The sequence below is a fragment of the Streptomyces sp. NPDC087420 genome (assembly GCF_044744165.1).
GTDB lineage: Bacteria > Actinomycetota > Actinomycetes > Streptomycetales > Streptomycetaceae > Streptomyces.
Genome location: NZ_JBIUXU010000007.1, coordinates 231,945 through 253,495, shown reverse-complemented (window position 1 = coordinate 253,495; position 21,551 = coordinate 231,945). Strand labels below are relative to the sequence as shown.

Below are 21,551 nucleotides of genomic sequence, written 5' to 3'. Positions count from 1 at the left end.
ACGTAATCCGGGGGCGGGGTGTTCAGCCCCTCAGCGCCGGATGATCAGCGATCACGGTGCGGGAACCGGGCGCGATCTCCGTGAATCCGGCATCCAGGACCGCCGGCAGCCCGCTGGTGGTGAGCCGGGCCCAGCGCTCCGGGTCGGCGGTGCGGACGGCGAGGGGGAAACCGGCCTCGCGCCACTCCTTGCGGTCGGTGTCCGACAGCTCCCACCAGGCGAGTTGGGCGGCGTGGCCGGCCTGGGCCATCGCCTTGCCCGCCGACATCCCGACCCCGGGGTTCAGCCACAGCACGGGGTGCGCGGGGTCGGGCGCGGGCGGCGGGTGGGGGTCGTCCAGGTCGGTGCCGGAGACCTGGAGCTTGGCCAGTTCCTTGGGCCAGCCGTCGAGGGGGATCGGCGGGAAGACCCGTACCTCGGCGGGGGAGAGGTCCGGGGTGGCTCCGGTGGTGGTGCCGGCGTTCGCGCTCGTGGTGGTCAGGCCCGGCAGCGCCGACGCCTTCCGCCACTCCGCGCCGCGCGCCCGCCTGACCACCTTGCGGATCCGCGCGTCCTGCCAGTCCCGCATGGCGCGCGCCCACTCGCCCTCGTCCTCGCCCTCCCCCAGGGACCGCTCGTCGGAGAGCATGAAGAGCACCGCCCGCGCCGCCGTTTCCAACGCGTCGGTACGGGCCGGGGGCGCGGCCTTCTCGATGTGGACCACCAGGGGCAGGACGTACTGCGGGGCGGTGTCCCGCTCGGTCGGCTCGTTCCTGAACGGACTGTCGTTCTGGGTGCCGGCCTCGTTGGCGGTCTCGCTGTTGAAGGCACTTTCGCTGCTCACGCGACCAGTCTGCCAGCCCGGTCCGGCGGGCCGGTTGGCGGAATGGATCCCTCCGCGCGACGATGCACGCCATGAAGAGCGATCTGTTCGGCACAGAGCACATGGCGCAGCAGGCGACCGTCCCCGGGATGACGCTTCAGAACGCCAAATCGATCAAGTACGCGGTCAACGGCGAGATGCACGCCCGCCAGGGTTCCATGATCGCCTGGCGCGGGAACCTCCAGTTCGAGCGCAAGGGCCAGGGCATAGGAGGCATGCTCAAGCGCGCCGTCACGGGTGAGGGCCTGGCGCTGATGGCCGTGCGCGGCCAGGGGGAGGCGTGGTTCGCGCACGAGGCGGAGAACTGTTTCATCGTCGAGATCGAGCAGGGCGACGCGCTCACGATCAACGGCCGCAACGTGCTGTGCTTCGACCCGACGCTCGCGTACGAGATCAAGACGGTGAAGGGCGCCGGCATGACCGGCGGCGGCCTCTTCAACAGCGTCTTCACCGGTTACGGCAAGCTCGCCGTCATCTGTGACGGCAACCCCCTCGTGATCCCCGTCAGCGCGCAGGCGCCGGTGTACGTGGACACGGACGCGGTGGTCGGCTGGAGCGCGCACCTCAACACCTCGCTGCACCGCTCCCAGTCCGTCGGCTCGATGATCCGGGGCGGCTCGGGCGAGGCCGTCCAGCTGATGCTCCAGGGCGAGGGCTTCGTGATCGTACGGCCGAGCGAGGTCACGCCCGCCAAGACGGCCGGCTGACAGCTGACACCAGGGCAGGGGTACCGCGCGGGGCGGTTCCGATCTCTCTCCGCGCACCCCGGTCCGTCGGGTCCCGTGGCTGAGTACGCTGGACGGCATGGCAGACATGGGAGAAGTGGCTACGGCGGAAGCGACGACCGCCGAGGAGATCACGTACGCCGAGTGTGTGCTGTGCCGGAAGCCCACCGAGTACCCCGAGACGGTCAGGGGCGCGACGCTCTGCCCCGTCTGCGAGTGGCAGGAAGCCCAGCGGATGGCCTGCTCGGGCTGACCCGGCTCGCCGCGTTCTGTCAGCGCTTCATCAGGTCGGAGACCTTGACCAGGCGGTACCCGCGCTCGCGCAGCTCCGGCACGATCCGGCGGACGGCGTCCTCCGTCACCGGCGCCGCGCTGCGCGTGCAGTGCAGCACCACCAGTGATCCCGGCTTCACGGCGTCGAGCACCTGCTGGGCGACGGCGTCCGCGTCCGTCGCGAACGCGTCGCCGCCCACCACGTCCCACTGCACCGCCGTCACCCGCGCCGGAGCGAGGGCGCGCAGCGCCGCCGCGTCGTAGCAGCCGCCGGGGAAGCGGAAGTACGGCACGACCTGGCGTGCGCCGACCGCCCTGAACGCGGCGAAGGCCCGCCGCACGTCCGGGCCGATCTTCTTCCTGTCCAGCCGGGGCAGCCCGTAGCAGTCGCCGGCGAAGGAGTAGTGGCTGTACGAGTGGTTGGCGATCTCGAAGAGCGGGTCGTTGCCGATCTCGTGCGCCTGGGCCGGGTACTCCTCCGCCCACCGGCCCGTCATGAAGATCGTCGACGGGACTTCGAGGCGGCGCAGGAGGGCGATCAGCGCGGGGTTGTCGAACCGTTCGCCCTGGGCCGCCCGCTTCCCCTGATCCGCCGTCATGTCCGCGTCGAAGGTGAGCGCCACGGTCTTCCCGGCGGCGTGGGTGCCACGCCGGAAGACCGGCGTCAGGCCGCCGGGGCCGGGCGCGACGGTCGGTGGCCGTTGGGCCAGGGCGTGTCTGGGCGCGGCGGATGCGGCGGATGTGGCGGACACGGGAGCGGTGGCGCGGGTGGGGTGCGCGGCGGTGGCGGCTGGAGAATCGTTTCCGCAGCCGGCCAGGGTCAGGCTCAGGAGGGTGGTGCCGAGGAGAGCGCGCAGGGGTACGTATCGGATCATTCACGCAAAATATATGATCAACTGGTCAATTCGGTGGTGCGGCGTGAGCGGCCCGCGAATCCGTCGCCGGACGGGCCGTACCCGACCCGTCCGGCCACCAGACGCTTCCTAGCGCCAGGGTCCCGTGACCGCGAAGGTCGTCCCCGGCTTGTAGCAGTTCACGTACATCGTGTCACCGTCCGGCGCGAAGGTGACCCCCGCGAACTCGCCCCACTCCGGCGCCTCCGGCGTACCGATGTTCTGGGCGCCGCGCGCCATCGCGTACACCTCGCCGTGCCGTGTCACCCCGAGGACGTGCTGCGCGCCCCCGCCGTCCTCGCACACCATCAGCCCGCCGCTCGGCGCCAGACAGATGTTGTCGGGGGACTCGCCCGGCAGCTGGACGTCCGTGTCGGGACCGAACACGATCACCAGCGTGAGCCGGCGGCGCTCCGGCTCGTACTTCCACACCTGCCCGAAGTGGTCGGCGGCCGAGCCGATCGCGCGCTGCGCGAAGCTCGACACGAAGTAGACCGAACCGCCGCCCCAGTAGCAGCCCTCCAGCTTCTGCGCGTGCGTGATGCCCTTGCGCCCGAAGTCCTGGAAGCGGATGCCGGTCTCCTTCGCCGACGGGTCCGGTACGGGCACCCATTCGATGCGGTCGAAGGTCGCACCCGCCTCCTGGACGACCGACAGGTCGGGCACGCCCGGCACGCGCATGGCCTCCAGCGCGCCGCCCGCCCGAAGAGAACCGATTCCTCCACGTGGCTTCCGCGGCAGGAAGCGGTAGAAGAGCCCGAACGGTTTCTCGAACGCGTCCTCCGTCTCGTACACGATCCCGCTGTCCGGGTCGACGGCGATCGCCTCGTGCGCGAACCGGCCCATGGCGGTGAGCGGTACGGCGCCGGTGCGGCGCGGATCGTCGCCGTCCACCTCGAAGATGTAGCCGTGGTCCTTGGTGTAACCGTCGGTCCCGGCCTTGGCCTCGGTCTCCTCGCAGGTCAGCCAGGTGCCCCACGGGGTGGGCCCGCCCGCGCAGTTGACGGCCGTACCGGCGATGGCGACCCGCTCGCCGAGGACGTTGTTGCGGCCGTCCATCTCGATCGCCGTACACCCGCCCCGGCCCATCGGGTCGTAGGTGATGCCGGGGACGGCCGGGACCGGGAAGCGGGCGTCGGCGTGGTTCTCGTGGTTCCGTACGAGATGGACGCGGCCGCGGTGGCCGGCGAAGGCGGCCATGCCGTCGTGGCTCCCGGGGACCAGGCCCTCGCCGGAGCGGAGCGGTTCGCCCTCCCGGGAGAGGACGGTGTAGCGGAATCCTTCGGGGAGGTCGAGCAGACCGTCCGGGTCGGGGACGAGCGGGCCGTATCCCCCGCGGCCCGGGGCGGACTCGCGGGTGGCCGTGGCCGTGGCCGCCGCCGCCGTACCGGTGAAGAGTTCGGACACCGCTCCGGTGAACGCGATACCGGCCACGATGGCGCCGGTGCGGGCGAGGATCTGACGTCGTGTCGCGGACATGAGGCAACTCCCTGCTGGCGGACAGGAGACGTGACCCGCATGTGTGTAGCACGTGCCGTGGGGCGCGTGAACCATGCGGGCCACGACGAGCCTCGTGTGTCGCGTGGGACGACCGGAAGCCGCCCGGACGGCGGCCGGATCGCGCCCGGGCGGGCGCCTGGCCGCGGCCGGGCGGTCCGCCTGACCGCAGCTGGCCGTGCCGCCTGACCGGAGCCGAGCCGCCGCTTGACCGGAGCCGAGCCGCTTGACCGCGGCCGGGCGGTCCGGCCGCGGCGGCGGTGTGGCGGTCCGTCAGACGAGCTTGGCGCTCAGGGTGATCGTCGTGCCGGAGAGCGCCTGGCTGACCGGGCAGTTCGCCTTCGCGTCCTCGGCGGCGGCGACGAACGCCGCCTCGTCCACGCCCTCCACCTCGCCCTCCACCGTGATGTGGATGCCGGTGATGCCCGTGCCGGGGGTGAGGGTGACGTCGGCCTGGGTGGTCAGCTTGGTCGGCGGGGTGCCGGCCTTGCTCAGACCGTTGGAGAGGGCCATCGAGAAGCAGCTGGAGTGGGCGGCCGCGATCAGTTCCTCGGGGCTGGTCTTGCCGTTCGCCTGCTCCGCGCGGGAGGCCCAGGAGACCGGCTGCTCGCCGATGCCGGAGGAGTCGAAGGTGATGACGCCCTTGCCCTGGATGAGGTTGCCCTCCCAGACGGTGTGTGCCTGACGCGTAGCGGCCATGATGGAACCCTTCTGATCGGTCGTGCTGATGATCGGTGTGCTGAGCCGTGTGTGCCGTCGCCCTGTTCCGGCCGGTCGCGCGAGCGTCCCGGCCGATCGGCCACGGCGACGGGCCACGGCAACGAACCTACTGCGCCACCAGTCGTTTCGCGTCCCGCGCCAGGGCCGTCAGCCGCGAGATCGCCCGGAAGTATTTCTTCCGGTAGCCGCCGTTCAGCATGTCGTCGCTGAACAGCCGGTCGAAGGGGACCCCGGAGGCGAGGACGGGTACCTCGCGGTCGTACAGACGGTCGGCGAGTACGACCAGCCGCAGCGCGGTCGACTGGTCGGGCACCGCCCGGACGTCCGTGAGGCAGACCGCCCGCAGACCCTCCGTCAGCGCGCCGTAGCGGCTGGGGTGGACCGTGGCGAGATGCCCCAGCAGCGCGGGGAAGTCGTCGAGGCTCGCGCCCTCGGTGGCGTACGCGGCCTTGGTGACCTGTTCCTCGGAGTACGGGGGCGGCGCCTCGGGCAGGCCGCGGTGGCGGTAGTCGTCGCCGTCGATGCGCAGCGACCGGAACCGCGACGCCAGCCCCTGGATCTCCCGCAGGAAGTCGACGGAGGCGAACCGTCCCTCACCGAGCTTGCCGGGCAGCGTGTTCGAGGTCGCGGCCAGGGCCACCCCGGCGTCGACCAGCTTGCCCAGGAGCGTCGAGACGAGCACGGTGTCGCCCGGGTCGTCCAGCTCGAACTCGTCGATGCACAGCAGCCGGTGGCCGCCGAGCGTCCGTACCGTCTCCTGGAAGCCCAGCGCGCCGACCAGGTTGGTCAGCTCCACGAAGGTGCCGAACGCCTTGACCTCGGGCGCGGCGGGCGTGGCGTGCCACAGGGACGCCAGCAGGTGGGTCTTGCCGACGCCGTACCCCCCGTCCAGGTAGACGCCGCGCGGGCCGGCCGGCGCGGCGGGTTTGCGGCCGAACCAGCGGCGTGGTCCCCCCTGGCCCCCGCTCCCGGACGCGTGCGCCCCGCCGCCGAGACCCGCCGCGAAGGCGCTCAGGACCGTGACGGCCTCGGTCTGGCTGGGCTGGTTCGGGTCGGGCACGTAGGTGTCGAAACGTACGGAGTCGAAGCGCGGCGGCGGCACCATCTCCGCGACCAGCCGGTCGGCGGGGACATGCGGTTCACGGGCGCACAGGGACAGCGGGACCACGTCGGACGCGGGGTGGCGCCCGGACGGGGGAGGGGAGGTCGACACAGCGATCAAGTCTAGTGCGGAGGCCGGAGGGGGTGGCGGGTGCCGCCGCTCGTGGGCGGGCCGGGGAGGCGGGGTGTGGTGGCCGGTGGCCGGACCGGGGGGTGGGCCGGGGGCGTGGACGGGGCGCGGTGGCGGGGCGTGCGACCCGGCCGACGTGCGCGGACAGGCCGGGGAGGGTGCGGGGGCCGTGCCAGACTGCTCGGCATGCGACGCCTGTTCCCTGTGACCGATCAGACACGTTCGGCCGCCGAGCCCGAGTGGACACTCGACGCGCTGGCCGACCTTTACGCCTACCCGGCCGTGGACGCGGCCGTGGACGGGGGCGGGGGCGTGGACGCGGACGGAGACCCGGACCGGGAGTGGGGCGCCGGTGTGTGGCTCCGGGCCAACATGGTGTCCACCCTCGACGGCGCCGCCCAGCACGACGGCCTCTCGCAGGCGCTCTCCTCGGACGCGGACATGCGGATCTTCGGCACGCTGCGAGGGCTGGCGGACGCCGTGGTGGTCGGTGCGGAAACGGTTCGGCAGGAGGGGTACCGGCCGGCCCGCGCCCGGCAGGCCTTCGCGGCACGGCGGGCCGCCGCCGGCCAGAGCCCCGCCCCCGTCATCGCCGTGGTCACCGCGAGCCTGGACCTGGACTTCTCGCTGCCCCTGTTCACCGAGCCGCTCGTCCCGACCCTGGTGCTGACCGGCGCGGCCGCCCCCGCCGACCGGGTCCTGGCCGCGCGGAAGGCCGGCGCGGAGGTGCTGATCGCGGGGGACGGGGCGGGCGTGGACCCCGCCCTGGCCGTAAGGACCCTGGCCGGACGCGGCCTCCGGCGGCTGCTCGCGGAGGGTGGACCGCGGCTGCTCGGACAATTCGTCACGGCGGGTGTCCTGGACGAACTCTGCCTGACGCTGTCTCCGACGCTCACTTCCGGGTACGCGCAGCGCATCACGGGTGGACCGGCCCTCGCCGTTCCGGAGCGGTTCGCCCTGGCATCGCTCCTGGAGGAGGACGGGTTCCTGTTCAGCCGCTACCGCCGACCCTGACGGCAGGACCGGTCGCCACCGGGCCCGACCGTCACCGGAAGTTATCGTTCCGCTTAGCTTCCGCTGGGCAGACTTACTCTCGCAGTACCCGTGTCCGCACGGGGAAGGATGGTTTCCGCAGTGGGCCGATACGGGTCCATGAATGGGCCGGACGGGCCCATGAAGACGAAGGGCGTCTGACGTGTTCACAAGCGTATTGATGATCGAGAAGCCCCTGACGCCCGAGGACGTGGAATTTGTCACCACACTCCACGGTGACGAGGCGACCGCGTTCGTCGTGCTCATGCAGCCCCGCGGTGACCAGGCGGACGTGCTGCTGCGCGCCATCGACGACGTCGCCGTGGGAGAGCTGCGGGAAGCCACCCAGGAGGGCGAAGAACCGGAGGGCGAGGAGGCGCGGCTGCCGGCCGAGAAGGCACTGGCCCACTCGCTGGCGGCGCTGCGCGCGCACGGCTCGGAGGCCAACGGCGAGGTCGTCGCGGAACACCCGCTCGACAGACTCAAGGCCGTCGTCGACGAGTCGGGCGCCGACGAGGTGATCGTCATGACCGAGCCGCACTACGTGGAGGAGTTCTTCCACCGTGACTGGGCGTCGCGGGCCCGCCACAAGGTGGGCGTACCGGTGCTCAAACTCTTCGCGCACAGCGAATAGGCTGGGCCGCACACAGCGTGTGGCACCGCGTGCGACGTATCGCGTGTGGCGCCGCTCGCGGCACCGCTCGTGGCAGCGCGAGACACCGCGTGCGACACACCCCGCCAGCACCTTGGGAGACAGACAGATGGCACCGGCACCCGGCATCCCCACCGCCCTGGAACGGCCGCACTTCATCGGCATCGGCGGCGCCGGAATGTCGGGAATCGCCAAGATCCTCGCCGCGCGCGGGGCCAAGGTCGCGGGCAGTGACGCGAAGGAGTCGGAGACCGCGCAGGCGCTGCGGGCGCTGGGGGCCACCGTGCACATCGGGCACGCGGCGGCGCATCTCGCCGACGACGCCTCGTGTGTGGTCGTCTCCAGCGCCATCCGCGCCGACAACCCCGAGCTGGCGCGCGCCGGCGAGCTGGGCGTGCCCGTCATGCACCGCTCCGACGCGCTCGCCTCGCTGATGGGCGGGCTGCGGCCGATCGCCGTCGCGGGCACGCACGGCAAGACCACCACGACCTCCATGCTGGCCGTCGCCCTCACCGAGCTGGGCCTCGACCCGTCGTACGCGATCGGCGGCGACCTCGAAGGCCCCGGCACGAACGCCCGGCACGGCGAGGGCGAGATCTTCGTGGCCGAGGCGGATGAAAGCGACCGCAGCTTCCAGAAGTACGACCCCGAGGTCGCGATCGTCCTCAACGTCGAGCTGGACCACCACGCGAACTACGCGTCGATGGACGAGATCTACGAGTCCTTCGAGACCTTCGCCGGCAAGATCGTGCCGGGCGGCACGCTGGTGATCTCGGCCGACCAGGCGGGCGCCGTGGAGCTGGCCTCGCGGGTACGGGACCTTTCCGCGCCGGACGTGTCCACGGGGGACGTCTCCCCGCTCAAGGTGGTCACCTACGGTGAGGCGGCGACCGCGGACGTACGGGTCCACAAGATCACCGCACGTGGGCTGACCAGCGAGGTGACCGTCGTGCTCGACGGCCGCTTCCTGACGTTCGCGGTGTCGGTCCCCGGCCGCCACTACGCGCTCAACGCGGTCGCCGCGCTGGCCGCGGGGGTCGCGCTGGGCATCCCCGCGCACAACCTGGCGTCGGCGATCGGTACGTACACCGGCGTCAAGCGCCGCCTCCAGCTCAAGGGCGAGGCCGCGGGCGTCCAGGTCGTCGACTCGTACGCGCACCACCCCACGGAGATGACCGCCGACCTGGAGGCGATGCGCGGCGCGGCCCCCGCCGGCTCCCGGCTGCTGGTCGTCTTCCAGCCGCACCTCTTCTCCCGTACGCAGGAGCTGGGCACGGAGATGGGCCAGGCCCTCGCGCTGGCCGACGCCTCGGTGGTCCTGGACATCTACCCGGCGCGCGAGGACCCGCTCCCCGGTATCACCAGCGCGCTGGTGATCGACGCCGCGACGGCTGCGGGCGCCCAGGTCACAGCCGTGCACGACAAGGACGCGGTGCCCGGGCTTGTGGCGGGAATGGCGGGACCCGGTGATCTCGTTCTCACCATGGGCGCCGGAGACGTCACGGACCTCGGTCCGCTGATCCTGGCCCGCCTGTCCGCATAGCGGCCACGTGTGTGGGGCCGCCCGTGCGGAGTCCGCCTGTCCGATCGAGGCTGCGGCCGAGACGGTCCGACCGAGGGAGAGTGTGCGCAATGGCGTACGACATCGAGAAGCCGGACGAGCAGTGGCGCGCGGAGCTGTCCCCCGCGGAGTACAAGGTGCTCCGCAAGGCCGGCACCGAGCCCGCTTTTGTCGGCGAGTACACGGACACGAAGACCACCGGCGTCTACTCGTGTCGCGCCTGTAGCGCCGAGCTGTTCCGCTCTGACACGAAGTTCGAGTCGCACTGCGGCTGGCCGTCCTTCTACGACCCGAAGGACACGGACGCGGTCGAGCTGATCGAGGACCGCTCCATGGGCATGAAGCGGGTCGAGGTGCGCTGCGCACGCTGCGGCTCGCACCTGGGTCACGTCTTCGAGGGCGAGGGCTACGGGACGCCGACGGACCAGCGCTACTGCATCAACAGCATCTCGCTGCGGCTGACGCCCGACGAGAGCTGACGCCCGACAAGAGCTGACGCGGAGAAGCCGGGCGGGCCGAATCTCGGTCCGCCCGGCTTTCCGGTTGCGGGGGCGGGGTCAGCCCGTCCGCCGCTTGAGGGCGAGGCCCAGCCTGCCGAGGGCTCCCGGCCGGTTCCAGGCCCGGAACTCCTCGGTGTGATGCTGTCCCGCCCGGCCGAAGCTCTCCTCCACGGCTGCGAGATCCCCGGCGGGCAGGGACCGTACGACGGGCCGCAGGACCTTGTCGAGCAGTGCGGTACGGGTCCGGTCCCAGGCCTGGTTCGCCCCCGGGAACGAACTCCACGCGATGAAGCAGTCGGCCGTGTACGCGGGTACGGTACGCAGCCGCTCGCGTGTCCCGTCCTCGCGGGCGGCCCGGTCGTACGCGGCGAGGAGATCCGCGTCGCCGCCGTGGATGAGGTCGTACAGCTCGCCGTTCGGCCGCTCCTCGGAGAGGAGTTGGCGGGCGAGCGCGCCCAACGCCTGCTCCAGGACGCCCTGTTCGACCGGCTCGGCGTCGGCGCGCAGCAGACGGGCCCGTACGGTCCAGCCGGGGCCGGCCCGGCCCGCCCGGAGGGCCCCGGCGAACTCCAGGAGCAACAGGGCGGCACGCACCCGTGGTTCCAGCTTCTCGGGGAAGCTGCGCAGCAGGTCGTGCGCGAGGTCCGGGGCGTCCGGGTCGTCCCCGGGGCCGCCGAGCGCGGCGGCGACGAGGGTGGCCCAGGTGCCCGCCGAGCGGTGGGCGTCGGAACCGGTCTCGCCGAGCATCCGCCGGGCCTCGCCGGCCGTGGGCGTACCGTCCGCCCACACCAGCCGTACGGCCGTGCGCAGGACGAGCGGTTCGGCGAACGGGGAGACACCGGCGGCGCGCAGGACACCGGCGAGGGTGGCGACCCGGTCCTGGTCGCCGCCGCTCTCGGAGAGGCCGGTCACCGACCACGGGGCGGGTGCCTCCCCGCACATCCGCAGATGCGGCAGCGACTGAACTCCCTGGAGGGAGAGGGTGGTTCGGTTCAGCAGGCGGGTGGCGGCGGGCGGATCGGCGGCGGCGAGCCGGTCCAGGGCGCTCAGCAGCGCGACACGCAGCTCGAAGTGGTCCTCCAGCGCGGTCTGTACGGCGGGGGTGTACGCGCTCTCCGGTTCGGCGAGCAGGGCGGCGGCCAGGCGGTCGGCGAGGTCGGGCAGCAGCTCCGTACAGTCCACGCCCAGGATGCCCGCGATACGGAGCAGGCCGACGGGGCGGGAGGTGTCCGGGCCGGTCCCGGAGAGGTCGGCGGAGATGCCCGCGCGGAGTTCGAAGGCCAGCTCGATGCCGAGGCGCTGCTTGAACTCCGTGGAGAGCGAGCGGAGTTGCAGCTCGGGGAGCACGGGCAGTTCGCGGGGTGCGGAGTCGGAGTTGGCTTCTGTGTCGGCGCCGGTGGTGGCGCGGACGGCCTCGGTCAGGACGAGCGCGGCGAGCGGCGCGGTCACGGCGTCCGGCGAGCGGCCGGCGAGAGCGGCGAAGAGGTCGGCGAGGGCCTGGGTCTCGGCTGTCGTACGGTCGTCCTCGGTTGATGCGCACAACACGCCGACGAGTATCCGCACCTGCCCGTCGTCCAGGGCGCGCGCGTGGGTTCGCGCCCAACCGGCGGCTTCCGCGCGGCCGTTGGGGCCCGGGTTGACGCCGGCGCGCAGGGCGACGGCGGCGAGGGCGCCCGGGTGGAACCGGCCTCCGGGCAGTGTGGCGGCCTCCTCGAACAGCTCGGGGGCCCCGGCGAGCCACAGACGCGCGGCGGTCTCGGCCCAGCTGTCGCGTGAGCTGTCCGCGTCCTCGTGGGCCCCCTCGGTGCAGTCAAGTACACGAAAGCGGTGGGGCAGTTCGGCGAGGCCCCGTGCGTCGCCCGGGAGAACACCGAGGATCCGCTGCCGGGCGTCGCGGGGGCGGCGGGTGTACGTGGTGAAGGTCAGCCGTGACGCGCTCGCGGCGGGCAGGACGTGGCCGGCCAGCGCGATCCACTGGGCGACGTCGGCGGTGCGGCGCTCGACGAGCACGATCTGCTGGGCAGCGTCGTTCTCCTCCTCCTTGTCCTCCTTGTCCTCGGCGATGGCGCGCAGCCCGGCGAAGAACCCCGCCAGCCAGGGCGCGCGGGAGGCGGCGAAGCCGATCAGGCCCTCACGGTAGAAGAGGCCCGAGGCGGGGAGGGTGTCCATCGGGTCCGGCACACCACTGTCCGGGGTGGTGGCTCCCCAATGCGGCGAATTCCAGGCGGTGATGGGCAGCGCGCCGCCCGGCAGCCCCTCGCCGGGCGGCAGGAGTACGGCGTGGGCGTGGAAGGCGCTTCTGCGTCCGCCGGGTTCGGCTCCGACGCAGACGGCACGGGCCAGCAGCCGGCCGCCGTCGGAGAGCGCGCTGTGGCTGAACGCCTGCGGGAAGTCGGCGAGTTCGGCGTCCGTGGGGCGGACGGGGGCGTCCTGCGGAGGCTCGTACCCGAGCAGTCGCCCGGCCTCTTCGAGAAGCGCCCGGCCGATCCCGTCGGTGACGGCCGTGAACCGAACGCCCGAGCCACCGGACTCCGGCGGAACGGAGGTGTAGTGCAGCTGTGCCAGGCTCATGCGCCGGCTCTCCTGTGTCTGCTGTGCGTGCTGTGTGCTCGCCAATGTCTACTTCAATTCGGCGCGGTAGGGAGGGGCTACGGAGAGAAGACCCGACAACGGCCCGGCTGACGCGGACGCGGGACGCGGGGACGTAGCGGCCCGGTGGAACGGGGCGAGAGCGACGGGCCGCGCTGTGTGCGTCCCGTGAGGTTGGTGCGCGGCAGGGGCCGTAACGGCAGAGATGGCTGGGCCGGTGTGGGTGCGGGGCTGAGCGAGGCATACGTGGCGGGTGATCGGTCGGCGGGCCCGCCGTCGTGGCCGGCTTTCTGTGGTTGCGGCCGGAACCTCGTGGCCATCGGGCGCGAGTGGTACGGAGGCAGGGGCCCGTTTCGCGTGGGTTGAGGAGGTCGCGCGCGGCGGCGCGTGGCGCGTTCCGGGGCCGCGTTGCGCGCCGCCTGGGTACAGAGCCGGGGAGCGGGCGACCTGTACCCGGCCAACTTCGCCGGCTCGGGGGGTGGTTGGTCTGCGGTCGGGCCGTAGACGGCGGCGTTTCGGCGGGTCGCGTCGGGCGCGGACTGGGCGCTGGTCAAGGGGCCCGGCGGTCGCCTGCCGACAGTCGTGGCATGGCTGCCGGGTCGGTCCGTGCCGGGCCTGATCGCGCGTCCCCGTGGGCGGGGCTCCGCCCTGTCGGCGCGAGGGGCGTCCGCGAGGGGCGTCATGGGGCGGTCAGGGGGCGTCGCCCCAGGGCGTGGTCGCCGGTACGGGTTACGCGGGCTGGAGCAGGTCCCAGCGGTTGCCGTACAGGTCCTCGAAGACCGCTACCGAGCCGTACGGTTCGTGTCGCGGCTCCTCCAGGAAGCGGACGCCGGCCGCCAGCATCCTCGCGTGGTCGTGTGCGAAGTCCTCCGTGTGGAGGAAGAAGCCGACCCGGCCGCCGGTCTGCGCGCCGACGCTCGCGCGCTGGGTGTCGCCGGCCGCGCGGGCGAGCAGCAGGGAGACCGCGCCCGTTCCCGCGCCGCCGGGACGGACCACGACCCAGCGGGAGCCGTCGCCCCGGTCGGTGTCCTCCACCAGCTCGAAGCCGAGCTTGTCCGTGTAGAAGGCGAGGGCCTCGTCGTAGTCGGCGACGACCAGGGTGACCAGGGCGATGTGTGACATGCGTCGGTACGTTATACGTATGATGGGAGCTCTGCAAGGGTGGGAGAATGCCCCTATGGACGCGCCCGCCCTCACCGACCTCATCGCCCGCGCCCGCCGCCTCGCCGTCCCCGGTCACCGCCGCCTGCTCGGCATCGCGGGGCCGCCCGGCGTGGGCAAGTCCACCCTCGCCGCCCTCCTGGTCGAGCGCCTCGACGGGCTCGCCGTCCTCGTCCCCATGGACGGCTTCCACCTGGCGCGCGCGGAACTGGACCGCCTCGGCCGTACGGACCGCAAGGGCGCCCCCGACACCTTCGACGCCGCCGGTTACGCCGCGCTGCTCGCGCGGCTGCGCGCGCCGGAGCCCGGCGCCGTCGTGTACGCGCCCGCCTTCGACCGGTCGCTGGAGGAGCCGGTCGCGGGCAGCCTCCCCGTACCGCCCGAGATCCCGCTCGTCGTCACGGAGGGCAATTACCTGCTGCACGACGAAGGCCCCTGGGCGCCGGTCCGCCCGCTCCTGGACGAGGTGTGGTTCCTGGACCTGGACCCCGAGGTGCGCGTACGCCGGCTGGTGGACCGGCATGTCCGCTTCGGCAAGGAGCGCGGGTACGCCGAGCGCTGGGTCAGGGACTCCGACGAGGCCAACGCGCGCCTGGTGGCCCGTGGGCGGGGGCGGGCGGATCTGGTCGTCGGCCTGGAAGGCTGGGAAGACTAGGCCGTTTCTCCGGAATCGTCGGACGGGCCGGATTCGACCGCGCCTTGTCGTCAAGCCTCGGGTCGGCAGTGCCGTACAGGCGGGGGAATCAAGCCCGTCCGGCGATGGAGGACGATCTGTGGCGCCGGGATCGCGACCGCGCCGACGCGGCGCGGCGTCAGCGAGGCCCGTACCGGGCGTCCGGGGGCCCGTCCTCGGAGTTCCGCCGGACAGGGCCTAGGCTCGTAGTTTGGACGATCACCGGAAGGCCGATGATCTGCGGGACGGCGATCGGCCCGGTGGCGGGTGGTACGGCGGTCATGGCGGGCATGGCCGACACGGGTGGAGGCGATGGTGTGGGGTTCTTCCGACGAGGGCCTAGGCGCGACGCACGGGACACGCCGCGCGATCCGGCGTTCTCCTTCTTCTCGGTCGACGAGGGGGCGCTGTTCCGTGGCCAGGTGCGTGAGGCCTTCGCGGAGCACGGCCTGGAGGTCACGGTCTATGTGGACGTGGTGACGGACAGTTCCGGCCGCCAGTTCGGCCTCGGCAACCTCGCGGCCGTGTGCCACAACGACGACCGGGGCCCGCGCGTCTGGGGCGAGCTGGCCCGCCAGCACGCCGGGATGGTGCTCCGTACGATGGACGGCCCCTCCGCCCTCGACACCCTGCCGCCCGACCAGATCCGCGCCCAGCTCTACCCCCGGGTCATCAGCGCCGAGGGCCTGGACCCGCAGACGTTCGCCTACGCGCGTTCCGTCGCCCCCGGGCTGTACGAGGTGCTGGCCCTGGACCTGCCCGAGAGCGTCATGATGCTCACGGACGAGGCGCTGGAACCGCTGGGAGAGGTCGCGCGGCTGCGGGAACAGGCGCTGCGCAATCTGCGCGAGCTGCCGGTGGAGAAGCGCGAGACGGTCAAGGACGCGGACGGGATGCGCTTCGAGGTGGTCCTCGGCGACTCGTTCTACACGGCCAGCCGCGTCCTCGCGCTGGACTCCGTCGTCCAGCGGGTCACCGGCCGCCAGATCGGCCTGGACGGCGCGCTGGTCGCGATGCCCTTCCGGCACCAGCTCGCCTTCCACGTCATCCGCGACGCCACGATGATCCCGACCCTCAACGCGATGGCGTCCTTCGCCGCCTCGGGGTACGAGGACACGCCGGGTGCCATCAGCCCGTACGTCTACTGGTGGCGCGGCGGCACGCTCACGCAGCTCAGCGAGGAGGACGAGGACGGCGAGGGCCTGCGGATCGTCGTGGGCGACGATTTCGAGGCGTTGCTGGAACGGCTGGTCGCGCAGGACCCGCCCGGCTGACCCGCCTGCCCGGCCGGCCGGAGTTCTGAGCCGCTCGCCCGACTCACGGGGTGCCCGCGAAGGGCGTTCCGCCCGTCACGGCGTGTGGTGTCCGCCGGGCCGGGGGCTACTCGCCGGCCGGGAAGTCCGTCGAGGCGGCGACGTCCTGCTGTGCCTCCAGGGCGGCCAGGCGGTCCGTGAGGGACGCGCGGATGATGCCGAAGGAGTCCGTGCCCAGCGCGATGCGCAGGGGGGCGGGGTTTGCTCGGCGCTGCCGATGATGACCGAGGCCATCCTGGCCGGGTCGCCGGGCGGCAGGGCCTGGCCGCTTTCGAGGATGGCGCGGACCGCCGCGGCAGGCGTGTCGGCGTAGGCCTCCAGCGCCGGGCCCAGCTGGGCGGAGCCGTAGCGGAACCGGGTGCGGGCACCGCCGGGTTGGATGATGGTCACTCCGATGCCGAAGCCGGCGACCTCGCGAGCGACGGCCTCGGTGAAGCCTTCGACGGCCCACTTGGTGGCGTGGTACATCGAGCCGCCCGGGAACGCGGCCTGGCCGCCGAAGGTCGAGATCTGGATGATCCGGCCCCCCTGCTGGGCGCGCAGGTGCGGCAGGGCCGCGCGGATGACGTGGATGGAGCCGGTCAGGTTGGTGGCGATGATGTGGTCGATCTGGCTGTCGGTGAGCTCCTCGGCGGCGCCGAAGAGACCGTATCCGGCGTTGTTGACCACGACGTCGACGGTGCCGAGCTCGGCGAACGCCTTGTCGACGACGGTCTTGATCTCCGCTGTGTCGGTCACGTCGAGATGGGCGGTCCAGAACCGGTCTCCGTACTCGTCCTTCAGGTCCGCGACGGCGTCCAGCTTGCGCACGGTGCCCGCGACACGGTCGCCGCGCCGCAGGAGCTGCTCGGTCATCTCATGCCCGAAGCCGCTGTTGGCGCCGGTGATGAACCATGTACGCGCAGTCATGGGAATCCTCTCCTTCGGTGGACCGGGCGGTCTTCCGCCGCCCTGAGAAGAGTCTTCGCCGCGCGGGGACGGGTAGCGATTCCCCTGCTGAGACCCCTCCCCAGCAGGGACACCCAGCCGTGGGGAATCGGCCTTACGGTGGATTCATGACCGGAAACCAGATCGGCGGCTTCCTCCGTGCCCGTCGCGATCAGGTCCGTCCCGAGCAGGTGGGCCTGCGCGACAACGGGCGTCGCCGCGTACCCGGTCTGCGCCGGGACGAGCTCGCGATGCTCGCGGGGATCAGTACCGAGTACTACACCCGGCTCGAACAGGGCCGCGACCAGAATCCGTCCCTCCAGGTCCTGGACGCGGTGGCACGGGCCCTGAACCTGGACGACGACGCCCGCGCCCACCTGCGCCGGCTCGCCACGCCGGCCCCCGCGAGGCCGCGCGCGCCGCGCCGCGCCGAGCGGGTGCGCCCCAGCCTGTTGCAGCTCATCGACTCCTGGCAGGCCACCCCCGCCTTCGTACAGGGCCCCCACCTGGACATACTGGCGTCCAACGCCATCGCCCGGGCGCTGTCGTCCGTCTTCACCCCCGGCACGAATCTGCTGAGAGCCACGATCCTGGACCCCGCCATGCACGAACTCATGCCGGACTGGGAAGCCAAGCTGGAAACCCTCGTCGCGGGCCTTCGCTCCACGGTCGGACCGGAGACCGAGGACCCGCGCCTGATGGCACTGGTCGGTGAACTCGCGGTCAAGAGCCCCGCGTTCGCTCGCATCTGGTCCCGGCACGACGTCCGCCCGCTGTCGGGCGGCGGCACCCATCACATGCGTCACCCCGCGGTGGGCGACCTCGAACTCGCCTACGACAAATTCGCCGTCAACGGCACCGACGGACTCACTCTCGTCATCTATCACGCGGAACCCGGCAGCAGCACCGAACAGTCCCTGGCCCTGCTCTCCACCCTGGCCGCCGACATCACGCCCGGCCACCAGCCCCAGAACCGGGACCGGAACCGTTCCAGCAGGAACTGACGGCCCTGCATACCGGTGCCGTACGGTCCGCCGCGTCGCGGGTGCGCTGGTGTCCCTGCTGGTGGTGTGCGGGACGGTCGACGGCGCGTTCCAGAGGATCGGCGCCCCGGACATCCCGGCCCCCGGACACCCCGACCCGCGAGGATTCCGGGGCTCGCGTCGCGTCGGGTCGGCGGGCAGGATGAGGGCATGGCCACCACGACCGGGAACCCCGAGCCCGCACTCGCCCCCTTCACCGCCGACGACTACCGCGCCCGGATGGCCCGCGCCGCCGCGTCGGCCGCCGGTGAAGGGCTGGCGGGGGTGCTCGTCGCGCCGGGGCCCGACCTCACGTACCTCACCGGCTACCGTCCCAGCGCCGACACCGAGCGCCTGACGCTGCTGGTCCTCGCCGCCGGCCAGGACCCCGTGCTCGTCGTGCCGGCCCTGGAGGCGGGGGACGCGGAGCGCGCGCCGGGCGCGCCCGTGCTCACGCTGCGCGACTGGACCGACGGCAAGGACCCGTACGCGCTCACGGCGCCCCTGCTCGACCCCGCGGGACGGTTCGGCGTCAGCGACAACGCCTGGGCCATGCACCTGCTCGCGTTCCAGCGTGCCCTGCCCGGCACGTCGTACGTGGCGCTGACCGAGGCGCTGCCGATGCTGCGCGCCGTCAAGGACGCCCGGGAGCTGGCCAGGGCGGAGGCGGCGGGCGCCGCCGCCGACGCGGCGTACGGCGACATCCTCGGCGTACGGTTCGCCGGGCGCGGGGAGACGGAGGTGGCCGCCGACCTGGCCGCGCTCCTCCTGCGCCACGGCCACTCGCAGGTCGACTTCACGGTGGTCGGCTCGGGCCCCAACGGCGCGAACCCGCACCACGAGGCCGGAACCCGTGTCATCGAGCGGGGCGACATGGTGGTCCTCGACTTCGGCGGGCTCAAGCACGGTTACGGCTCCGACACCACCCGTACCGTCCATGTCGGCGAGCCGACCGCCGAGGAGCGGGCCGTCCACGACCTGGTCCGCGAGGCGCAGCAGGCCGGGTTCGAGGCCGTACGCCCGGGGGTGGCCTGCCAGGAGGTCGACCGGGCCGCCCGCGCGGTCATCGACGCGGCCGGGTACGGCCCGTACTTCATCCACCGCACCGGCCACGGCATCGGCGTCACCACCCACGAGCCGCCGTACATGATCGAGGGCGAGGAACGCCCGATGGTGCCCGGCATGTGCTTCTCCATCGAGCCCGGCGTCTACCTCCCGGGCCGCTTCGGCGTCCGTATCGAGGACATCGTCACGGTGACGGAGGACGGCGGACGCCGCTTCAACAACACGTCGCGGGAAATGGCGCTGGTGGAGTAGGGGGGAGCGCCCGCGCGATCCGCGCGTGAGGCCCGCGTTCAGCCGCCCGCCAGGACCACGCAGGACTCCGCCGGCAGTCGCAACACCCCGTCCGCGCCCGGTGGTTCGACCGGCTCCCAGGCTGCCAGGACCCGGGCCGCGCCCGCCCCGCCCAGGGGGATCTCGACCGGCTCGGGGGAGAGGTTGACCGCGATCCGCAGATCGCCCCGGCGGTACGCGAGCCAGCGGGCCTCCTCGTCGTACGCGACCTTCACCGACGCCAGGTTCGGGTCCGCGAGGTCCGGCTGGCCGCGGCGCAGGGCGATCAGGTCGCGGTGCCAGGACAGCAGCCGCGCGTGCGGCTCCTTGCCCAACTCCGAGCGGTCCAGGACGGAACGGGCGCGGGTCGCGGGATCCTGCGGATCGGGGATGTCCTCCTCCGCCCAGCCGTGCGCCCCGAACTCCCGCCGCCTGCCGTTGCGTACGGCCTCGGCCAGGACCGGGTCCGGGTGGTCGGTGAAGAACTGCCAGGGGGTGCCCGCCCCCCACTCCTCGCCCATGAACAGCATCGGGGTGTGCGGGCCCGTCAGCACCAACGCGGCGGCGCACGCCAGCAGTCCGGGGGAGAGCGTGGCGGAGAGCCGGTCGCCGAGCGCGCGGTTGCCGATCTGGTCGTGGGTCTGCGCGTACCCGAGGAAGCGGTGGGCCGGGGTCCGCGTCACGTCGACGGGACGGCCGTGTGTACGGCCCCGGAAGCTCGAATACGTACCGTCGTGGAAGAAGACCCGCGTCAGCGTCTTGGCGATCGCGGCGAGCGGCGCGCGGGCGAAGTCGGCGTAGTAGCCCTGGCCCTCACCGGTGAGCGCGGTGTGCAGCGCGTGGTGGAAGTCGTCGTTCCACTGGGCGTGCAGGCCCAGTCCGCCCTGGGTACGGGGGGTGGTGGTGCGGGGGTCCGCCAGGTCCGACTCGGCGATCAGGAAGAGCGGGCGGCCGAGGCCCCCGGAGAGCCCGTCGACGGCGGTGGACAGCTCTTCGAGGAACGTCAGCGCGCGGTGGTCGGCCAGCGCGTGCACCGCGTCGAGGCGCAGCCCGTCCAGCCGGAAGTCCCGCAGCCAGGCCAGCGCACTCTCCAGCAGGTACGCGCGGACCTCGTCGGAACCGGGAGCGTCGAGGTTGACGGCCGCGCCCCACGGGGTGTGATGGGTGTCCGTGAAGTACGGCCCGAACTGGGGCAGGTAATTGCCCGCGGGGCCAAGGTGGTTGTGCACCACGTCCAGGACGACGCCCAGGCCGAGACCGTGCGCGGCGTCGACAAAACGCTTGAGCCCCTCGGGGCCGCCGTACGGCTCGTGCACCGCCCACAGCGACACCCCCTCGTACCCCCACCCGTGCACCCCGGGGAACGGGCACACCGGCATCAACTCGATGTGCGTGACGCCCAGTTCGGCGAGCGGGGCGAGCTGCTCCGCCGCCGCGCCGAAGGTGCCCTCGCCGGTGAACGTCCCCACGTGCATCTCGTACAGGACGGCTCCCGGCAGCGCCACGCCCGGCCACTCGGCCCGCCACTCGTACGCGGTCTGGTCCACGACCGCGCTCAGTCCGTCGGGGCCGTCGGGCTGGCGGCGCGAGCGGGGGTCGGGCAGGACGGGGCCGCCGTCGAGCGCGAAGCCGTAGCGGCTTCCGTCGGCGGCGGGCGCCTGGGCGATCCACCAGTCCTCGCGCTCGGGGTCGCGCTCCATCGGTACGTCGTCGTCCGCGACCCGGAGCACGACCCGGTCCTGCGCCTGCGGTGCCCACACCTCGAACTGCACGGGCTGTTCCCCCTTGTCGCCGTACCGGCCAGTACCTGCTTGCACTCGCCTGTCACCACCACTGTCACCACTACTGTCCCCACATGGTGACAAGACAGGCGGCCGGAGGGCGGGTGATCGCGGCGAATCGGGCCCAGGTTCCCTCCGGCGCAGGTCAGCGCTGGGCCGGATGCGGTGTGTCGCCGGTACCGTCTGGACACTCCGGGGGCGTCGGCCCGACAATCACGGGGTGACGTCCTCCTTCGAGTTCCAGACGTATCCCGCGCGGCTGTCCGACGCCGAGCGCGACCGCGTACTCGCGGTGCTCAGGGAAGGCGCGGCGCTGGGCCGGCTGTCGCACGACACGTTCCTGCGCCGGACGGATCTGGTCCTCGCGGCCCGGGGCGCCGACGAACTGAAGGCGCTCACGGCGGACTTGGAGACCGAGAGCCCGTGGTCGCGGAAGCTGTTCGGGACGGTGAGCCGGGTCTCGGCGTTCTCGATCAGGCTGCGCAGGGCGTGGCAGGTCGAACGCCTGCCGAAGCTGCTGCTGCCGCAGCCGGGGCCGTATCCGCTGCGGATCGGCCGCGATCCGATGAACGGACTGCGGCTCAGCCACGAGACGGTCTCGCGCGTCCACGCCGAACTGAGCATGCAGGGCGGGGTATGGATCCTGCGCGACCTGGGCTCGACGAACGGCACCACGGTCAACGGCCGCCGGGTCACGGAAACGGTCGTGGTGCGCGACGGTGACATGGTGGGCTTCGGCCGGATGGACTTCCGCCTGTCGTCGGGCGAACAGCCTCGCGGTTGAGGGCACGACCCTCGCCCGGC

At 72.6% G+C, this 21,551-nt stretch carries 20 protein-coding genes; 11 read left to right on the top strand and 9 right to left on the bottom strand.

Annotated elements, in window-relative coordinates; genetic code table 11:
- Positions 1-22: 22 nt before the first annotated feature.
- Positions 23-823 carry a peptidyl-tRNA hydrolase gene (locus ACIO1C_RS16490; protein ID WP_401863686.1) on the bottom strand — a complete coding sequence of 267 codons (801 nt, stop codon included), beginning with the start codon at positions 821-823 and terminating at the stop codon, positions 23-25.
- 71 nt (positions 824-894) lie between these two features.
- On the opposite strand from ACIO1C_RS16490, the gene ACIO1C_RS16485 reads away from it, so the two are divergent.
- Together ACIO1C_RS16485 and ACIO1C_RS16480 are read left to right on the top strand one after the other, a co-directional pair.
- Positions 895-1,569, top strand: a complete 675-nt coding sequence (locus tag ACIO1C_RS16485; RefSeq protein ID WP_401863683.1) for an AIM24 family protein — start codon at positions 895-897, stop codon at positions 1,567-1,569.
- Positions 1,570-1,666: 97 nt separating this feature from the next.
- Positions 1,667-1,840 (top strand): hypothetical protein, encoded by a 174-nt coding sequence (locus tag ACIO1C_RS16480; protein WP_401863680.1) that lies wholly within the window; start codon positions 1,667-1,669, stop codon positions 1,838-1,840.
- A gap of 19 nt (positions 1,841-1,859) precedes the next feature.
- On the opposite strand, the gene ACIO1C_RS16475 is transcribed toward ACIO1C_RS16480, so the two are convergent.
- From ACIO1C_RS16475 to zapE, 4 genes are all read right to left on the bottom strand, one after another.
- Positions 1,860-2,735 (bottom strand): polysaccharide deacetylase family protein, encoded by an 876-nt coding sequence (locus tag ACIO1C_RS16475; protein ID WP_401863677.1) that lies wholly within the window; start codon positions 2,733-2,735, stop codon positions 1,860-1,862.
- 108 nt (positions 2,736-2,843) lie between these two features.
- Positions 2,844-4,232 (bottom strand): alkaline phosphatase PhoX, encoded by a 1,389-nt coding sequence (locus ACIO1C_RS16470; protein WP_401863674.1) that lies wholly within the window; start codon positions 4,230-4,232, stop codon positions 2,844-2,846.
- Positions 4,233-4,523: 291 nt separating this feature from the next.
- Positions 4,524-4,949, bottom strand: coding sequence for an OsmC family peroxiredoxin (locus ACIO1C_RS16465; protein ID WP_401863671.1), 426 nt, complete (start codon positions 4,947-4,949; stop codon positions 4,524-4,526).
- A gap of 127 nt (positions 4,950-5,076) precedes the next feature.
- Positions 5,077-6,183 carry a cell division protein ZapE gene (zapE, locus tag ACIO1C_RS16460; RefSeq protein ID WP_401863669.1) on the bottom strand — a complete coding sequence of 369 codons (1,107 nt, stop codon included), beginning with the start codon at positions 6,181-6,183 and terminating at the stop codon, positions 5,077-5,079.
- A 204-nt stretch (positions 6,184-6,387) separates the two neighbouring features.
- Between zapE and ACIO1C_RS16455 the strand changes: the two genes are divergently transcribed.
- The 4 genes from ACIO1C_RS16455 to msrB all read left to right on the top strand — a co-directional run bounded on the left by ACIO1C_RS16455 (position 6,388) and on the right by msrB (position 9,925).
- The gene (locus tag ACIO1C_RS16455) at positions 6,388-7,215 is read left to right on the top strand and encodes a pyrimidine reductase family protein (RefSeq protein WP_401863666.1); all 828 of its coding nucleotides are present in this window, start codon (positions 6,388-6,390) and stop codon (positions 7,213-7,215) included.
- A gap of 181 nt (positions 7,216-7,396) precedes the next feature.
- Positions 7,397-7,867 carry an indole-3-glycerol phosphate synthase gene (locus ACIO1C_RS16450; protein WP_401863663.1) on the top strand — a complete coding sequence of 157 codons (471 nt, stop codon included), beginning with the start codon at positions 7,397-7,399 and terminating at the stop codon, positions 7,865-7,867.
- A 127-nt stretch (positions 7,868-7,994) separates the two neighbouring features.
- Positions 7,995-9,428 (top strand): UDP-N-acetylmuramate--L-alanine ligase, encoded by a 1,434-nt coding sequence (gene murC, locus ACIO1C_RS16445; protein WP_401863660.1) that lies wholly within the window; start codon positions 7,995-7,997, stop codon positions 9,426-9,428.
- Between the two features lie 89 nt (positions 9,429-9,517).
- Positions 9,518-9,925 carry a peptide-methionine (R)-S-oxide reductase MsrB gene (gene msrB / locus ACIO1C_RS16440; RefSeq protein WP_401863657.1) on the top strand — a complete coding sequence of 136 codons (408 nt, stop codon included), beginning with the start codon at positions 9,518-9,520 and terminating at the stop codon, positions 9,923-9,925.
- A gap of 78 nt (positions 9,926-10,003) precedes the next feature.
- Here msrB and ACIO1C_RS16435 read toward each other — a convergent pair whose 3' ends face one another.
- Positions 10,004-12,517 (bottom strand): GTPase-associated protein 1-related protein, encoded by a 2,514-nt coding sequence (locus ACIO1C_RS16435; protein ID WP_401863654.1) that lies wholly within the window; start codon positions 12,515-12,517, stop codon positions 10,004-10,006.
- A 747-nt stretch (positions 12,518-13,264) separates the two neighbouring features.
- Positions 13,265-13,657, bottom strand: coding sequence for a VOC family protein (locus ACIO1C_RS16430; RefSeq protein ID WP_401863651.1), 393 nt, complete (start codon positions 13,655-13,657; stop codon positions 13,265-13,267).
- A 55-nt stretch (positions 13,658-13,712) separates the two neighbouring features.
- Between ACIO1C_RS16430 and ACIO1C_RS16425 the strand changes: the two genes are divergently transcribed.
- Positions 13,713-14,351, top strand: coding sequence for a nucleoside/nucleotide kinase family protein (locus ACIO1C_RS16425; RefSeq protein WP_401863648.1), 639 nt, complete (start codon positions 13,713-13,715; stop codon positions 14,349-14,351).
- 335 nt (positions 14,352-14,686) lie between these two features.
- Positions 14,687-15,643, top strand: a complete 957-nt coding sequence (locus ACIO1C_RS16420) for a hypothetical protein (RefSeq protein WP_401864146.1) — start codon at positions 14,687-14,689, stop codon at positions 15,641-15,643.
- 75 nt (positions 15,644-15,718) lie between these two features.
- On the opposite strand, the gene ACIO1C_RS16415 is transcribed toward ACIO1C_RS16420, so the two are convergent.
- Entirely contained in the window at positions 15,719-16,591 is an 873-nt protein-coding gene (locus tag ACIO1C_RS16415) for an SDR family oxidoreductase (RefSeq protein WP_401863645.1), read from the bottom strand.
- A 146-nt stretch (positions 16,592-16,737) separates the two neighbouring features.
- Here ACIO1C_RS16415 and ACIO1C_RS16410 point away from each other — a divergent pair, with 146 nt between their 5' ends.
- A complete protein-coding gene (locus ACIO1C_RS16410; protein ID WP_401863642.1) occupies positions 16,738-17,613 on the top strand; it encodes a helix-turn-helix domain-containing protein in 876 nt (291 codons plus the stop codon).
- A gap of 189 nt (positions 17,614-17,802) precedes the next feature.
- Positions 17,803-18,948 carry an aminopeptidase P family protein gene (locus ACIO1C_RS16405; protein ID WP_401863640.1) on the top strand — a complete coding sequence of 382 codons (1,146 nt, stop codon included), beginning with the start codon at positions 17,803-17,805 and terminating at the stop codon, positions 18,946-18,948.
- 38 nt (positions 18,949-18,986) lie between these two features.
- On the opposite strand, the gene treZ is transcribed toward ACIO1C_RS16405, so the two are convergent.
- Positions 18,987-20,738 (bottom strand): malto-oligosyltrehalose trehalohydrolase, encoded by a 1,752-nt coding sequence (treZ, locus tag ACIO1C_RS16400; RefSeq protein WP_401864144.1) that lies wholly within the window; start codon positions 20,736-20,738, stop codon positions 18,987-18,989.
- A gap of 229 nt (positions 20,739-20,967) precedes the next feature.
- On the opposite strand from treZ, the gene ACIO1C_RS16395 reads away from it, so the two are divergent.
- A complete protein-coding gene (locus tag ACIO1C_RS16395) occupies positions 20,968-21,531 on the top strand; it encodes a DUF1707 and FHA domain-containing protein (protein WP_401863637.1) in 564 nt (187 codons plus the stop codon).
- The last annotated feature ends 20 nt before the right edge of the window (positions 21,532-21,551 follow it).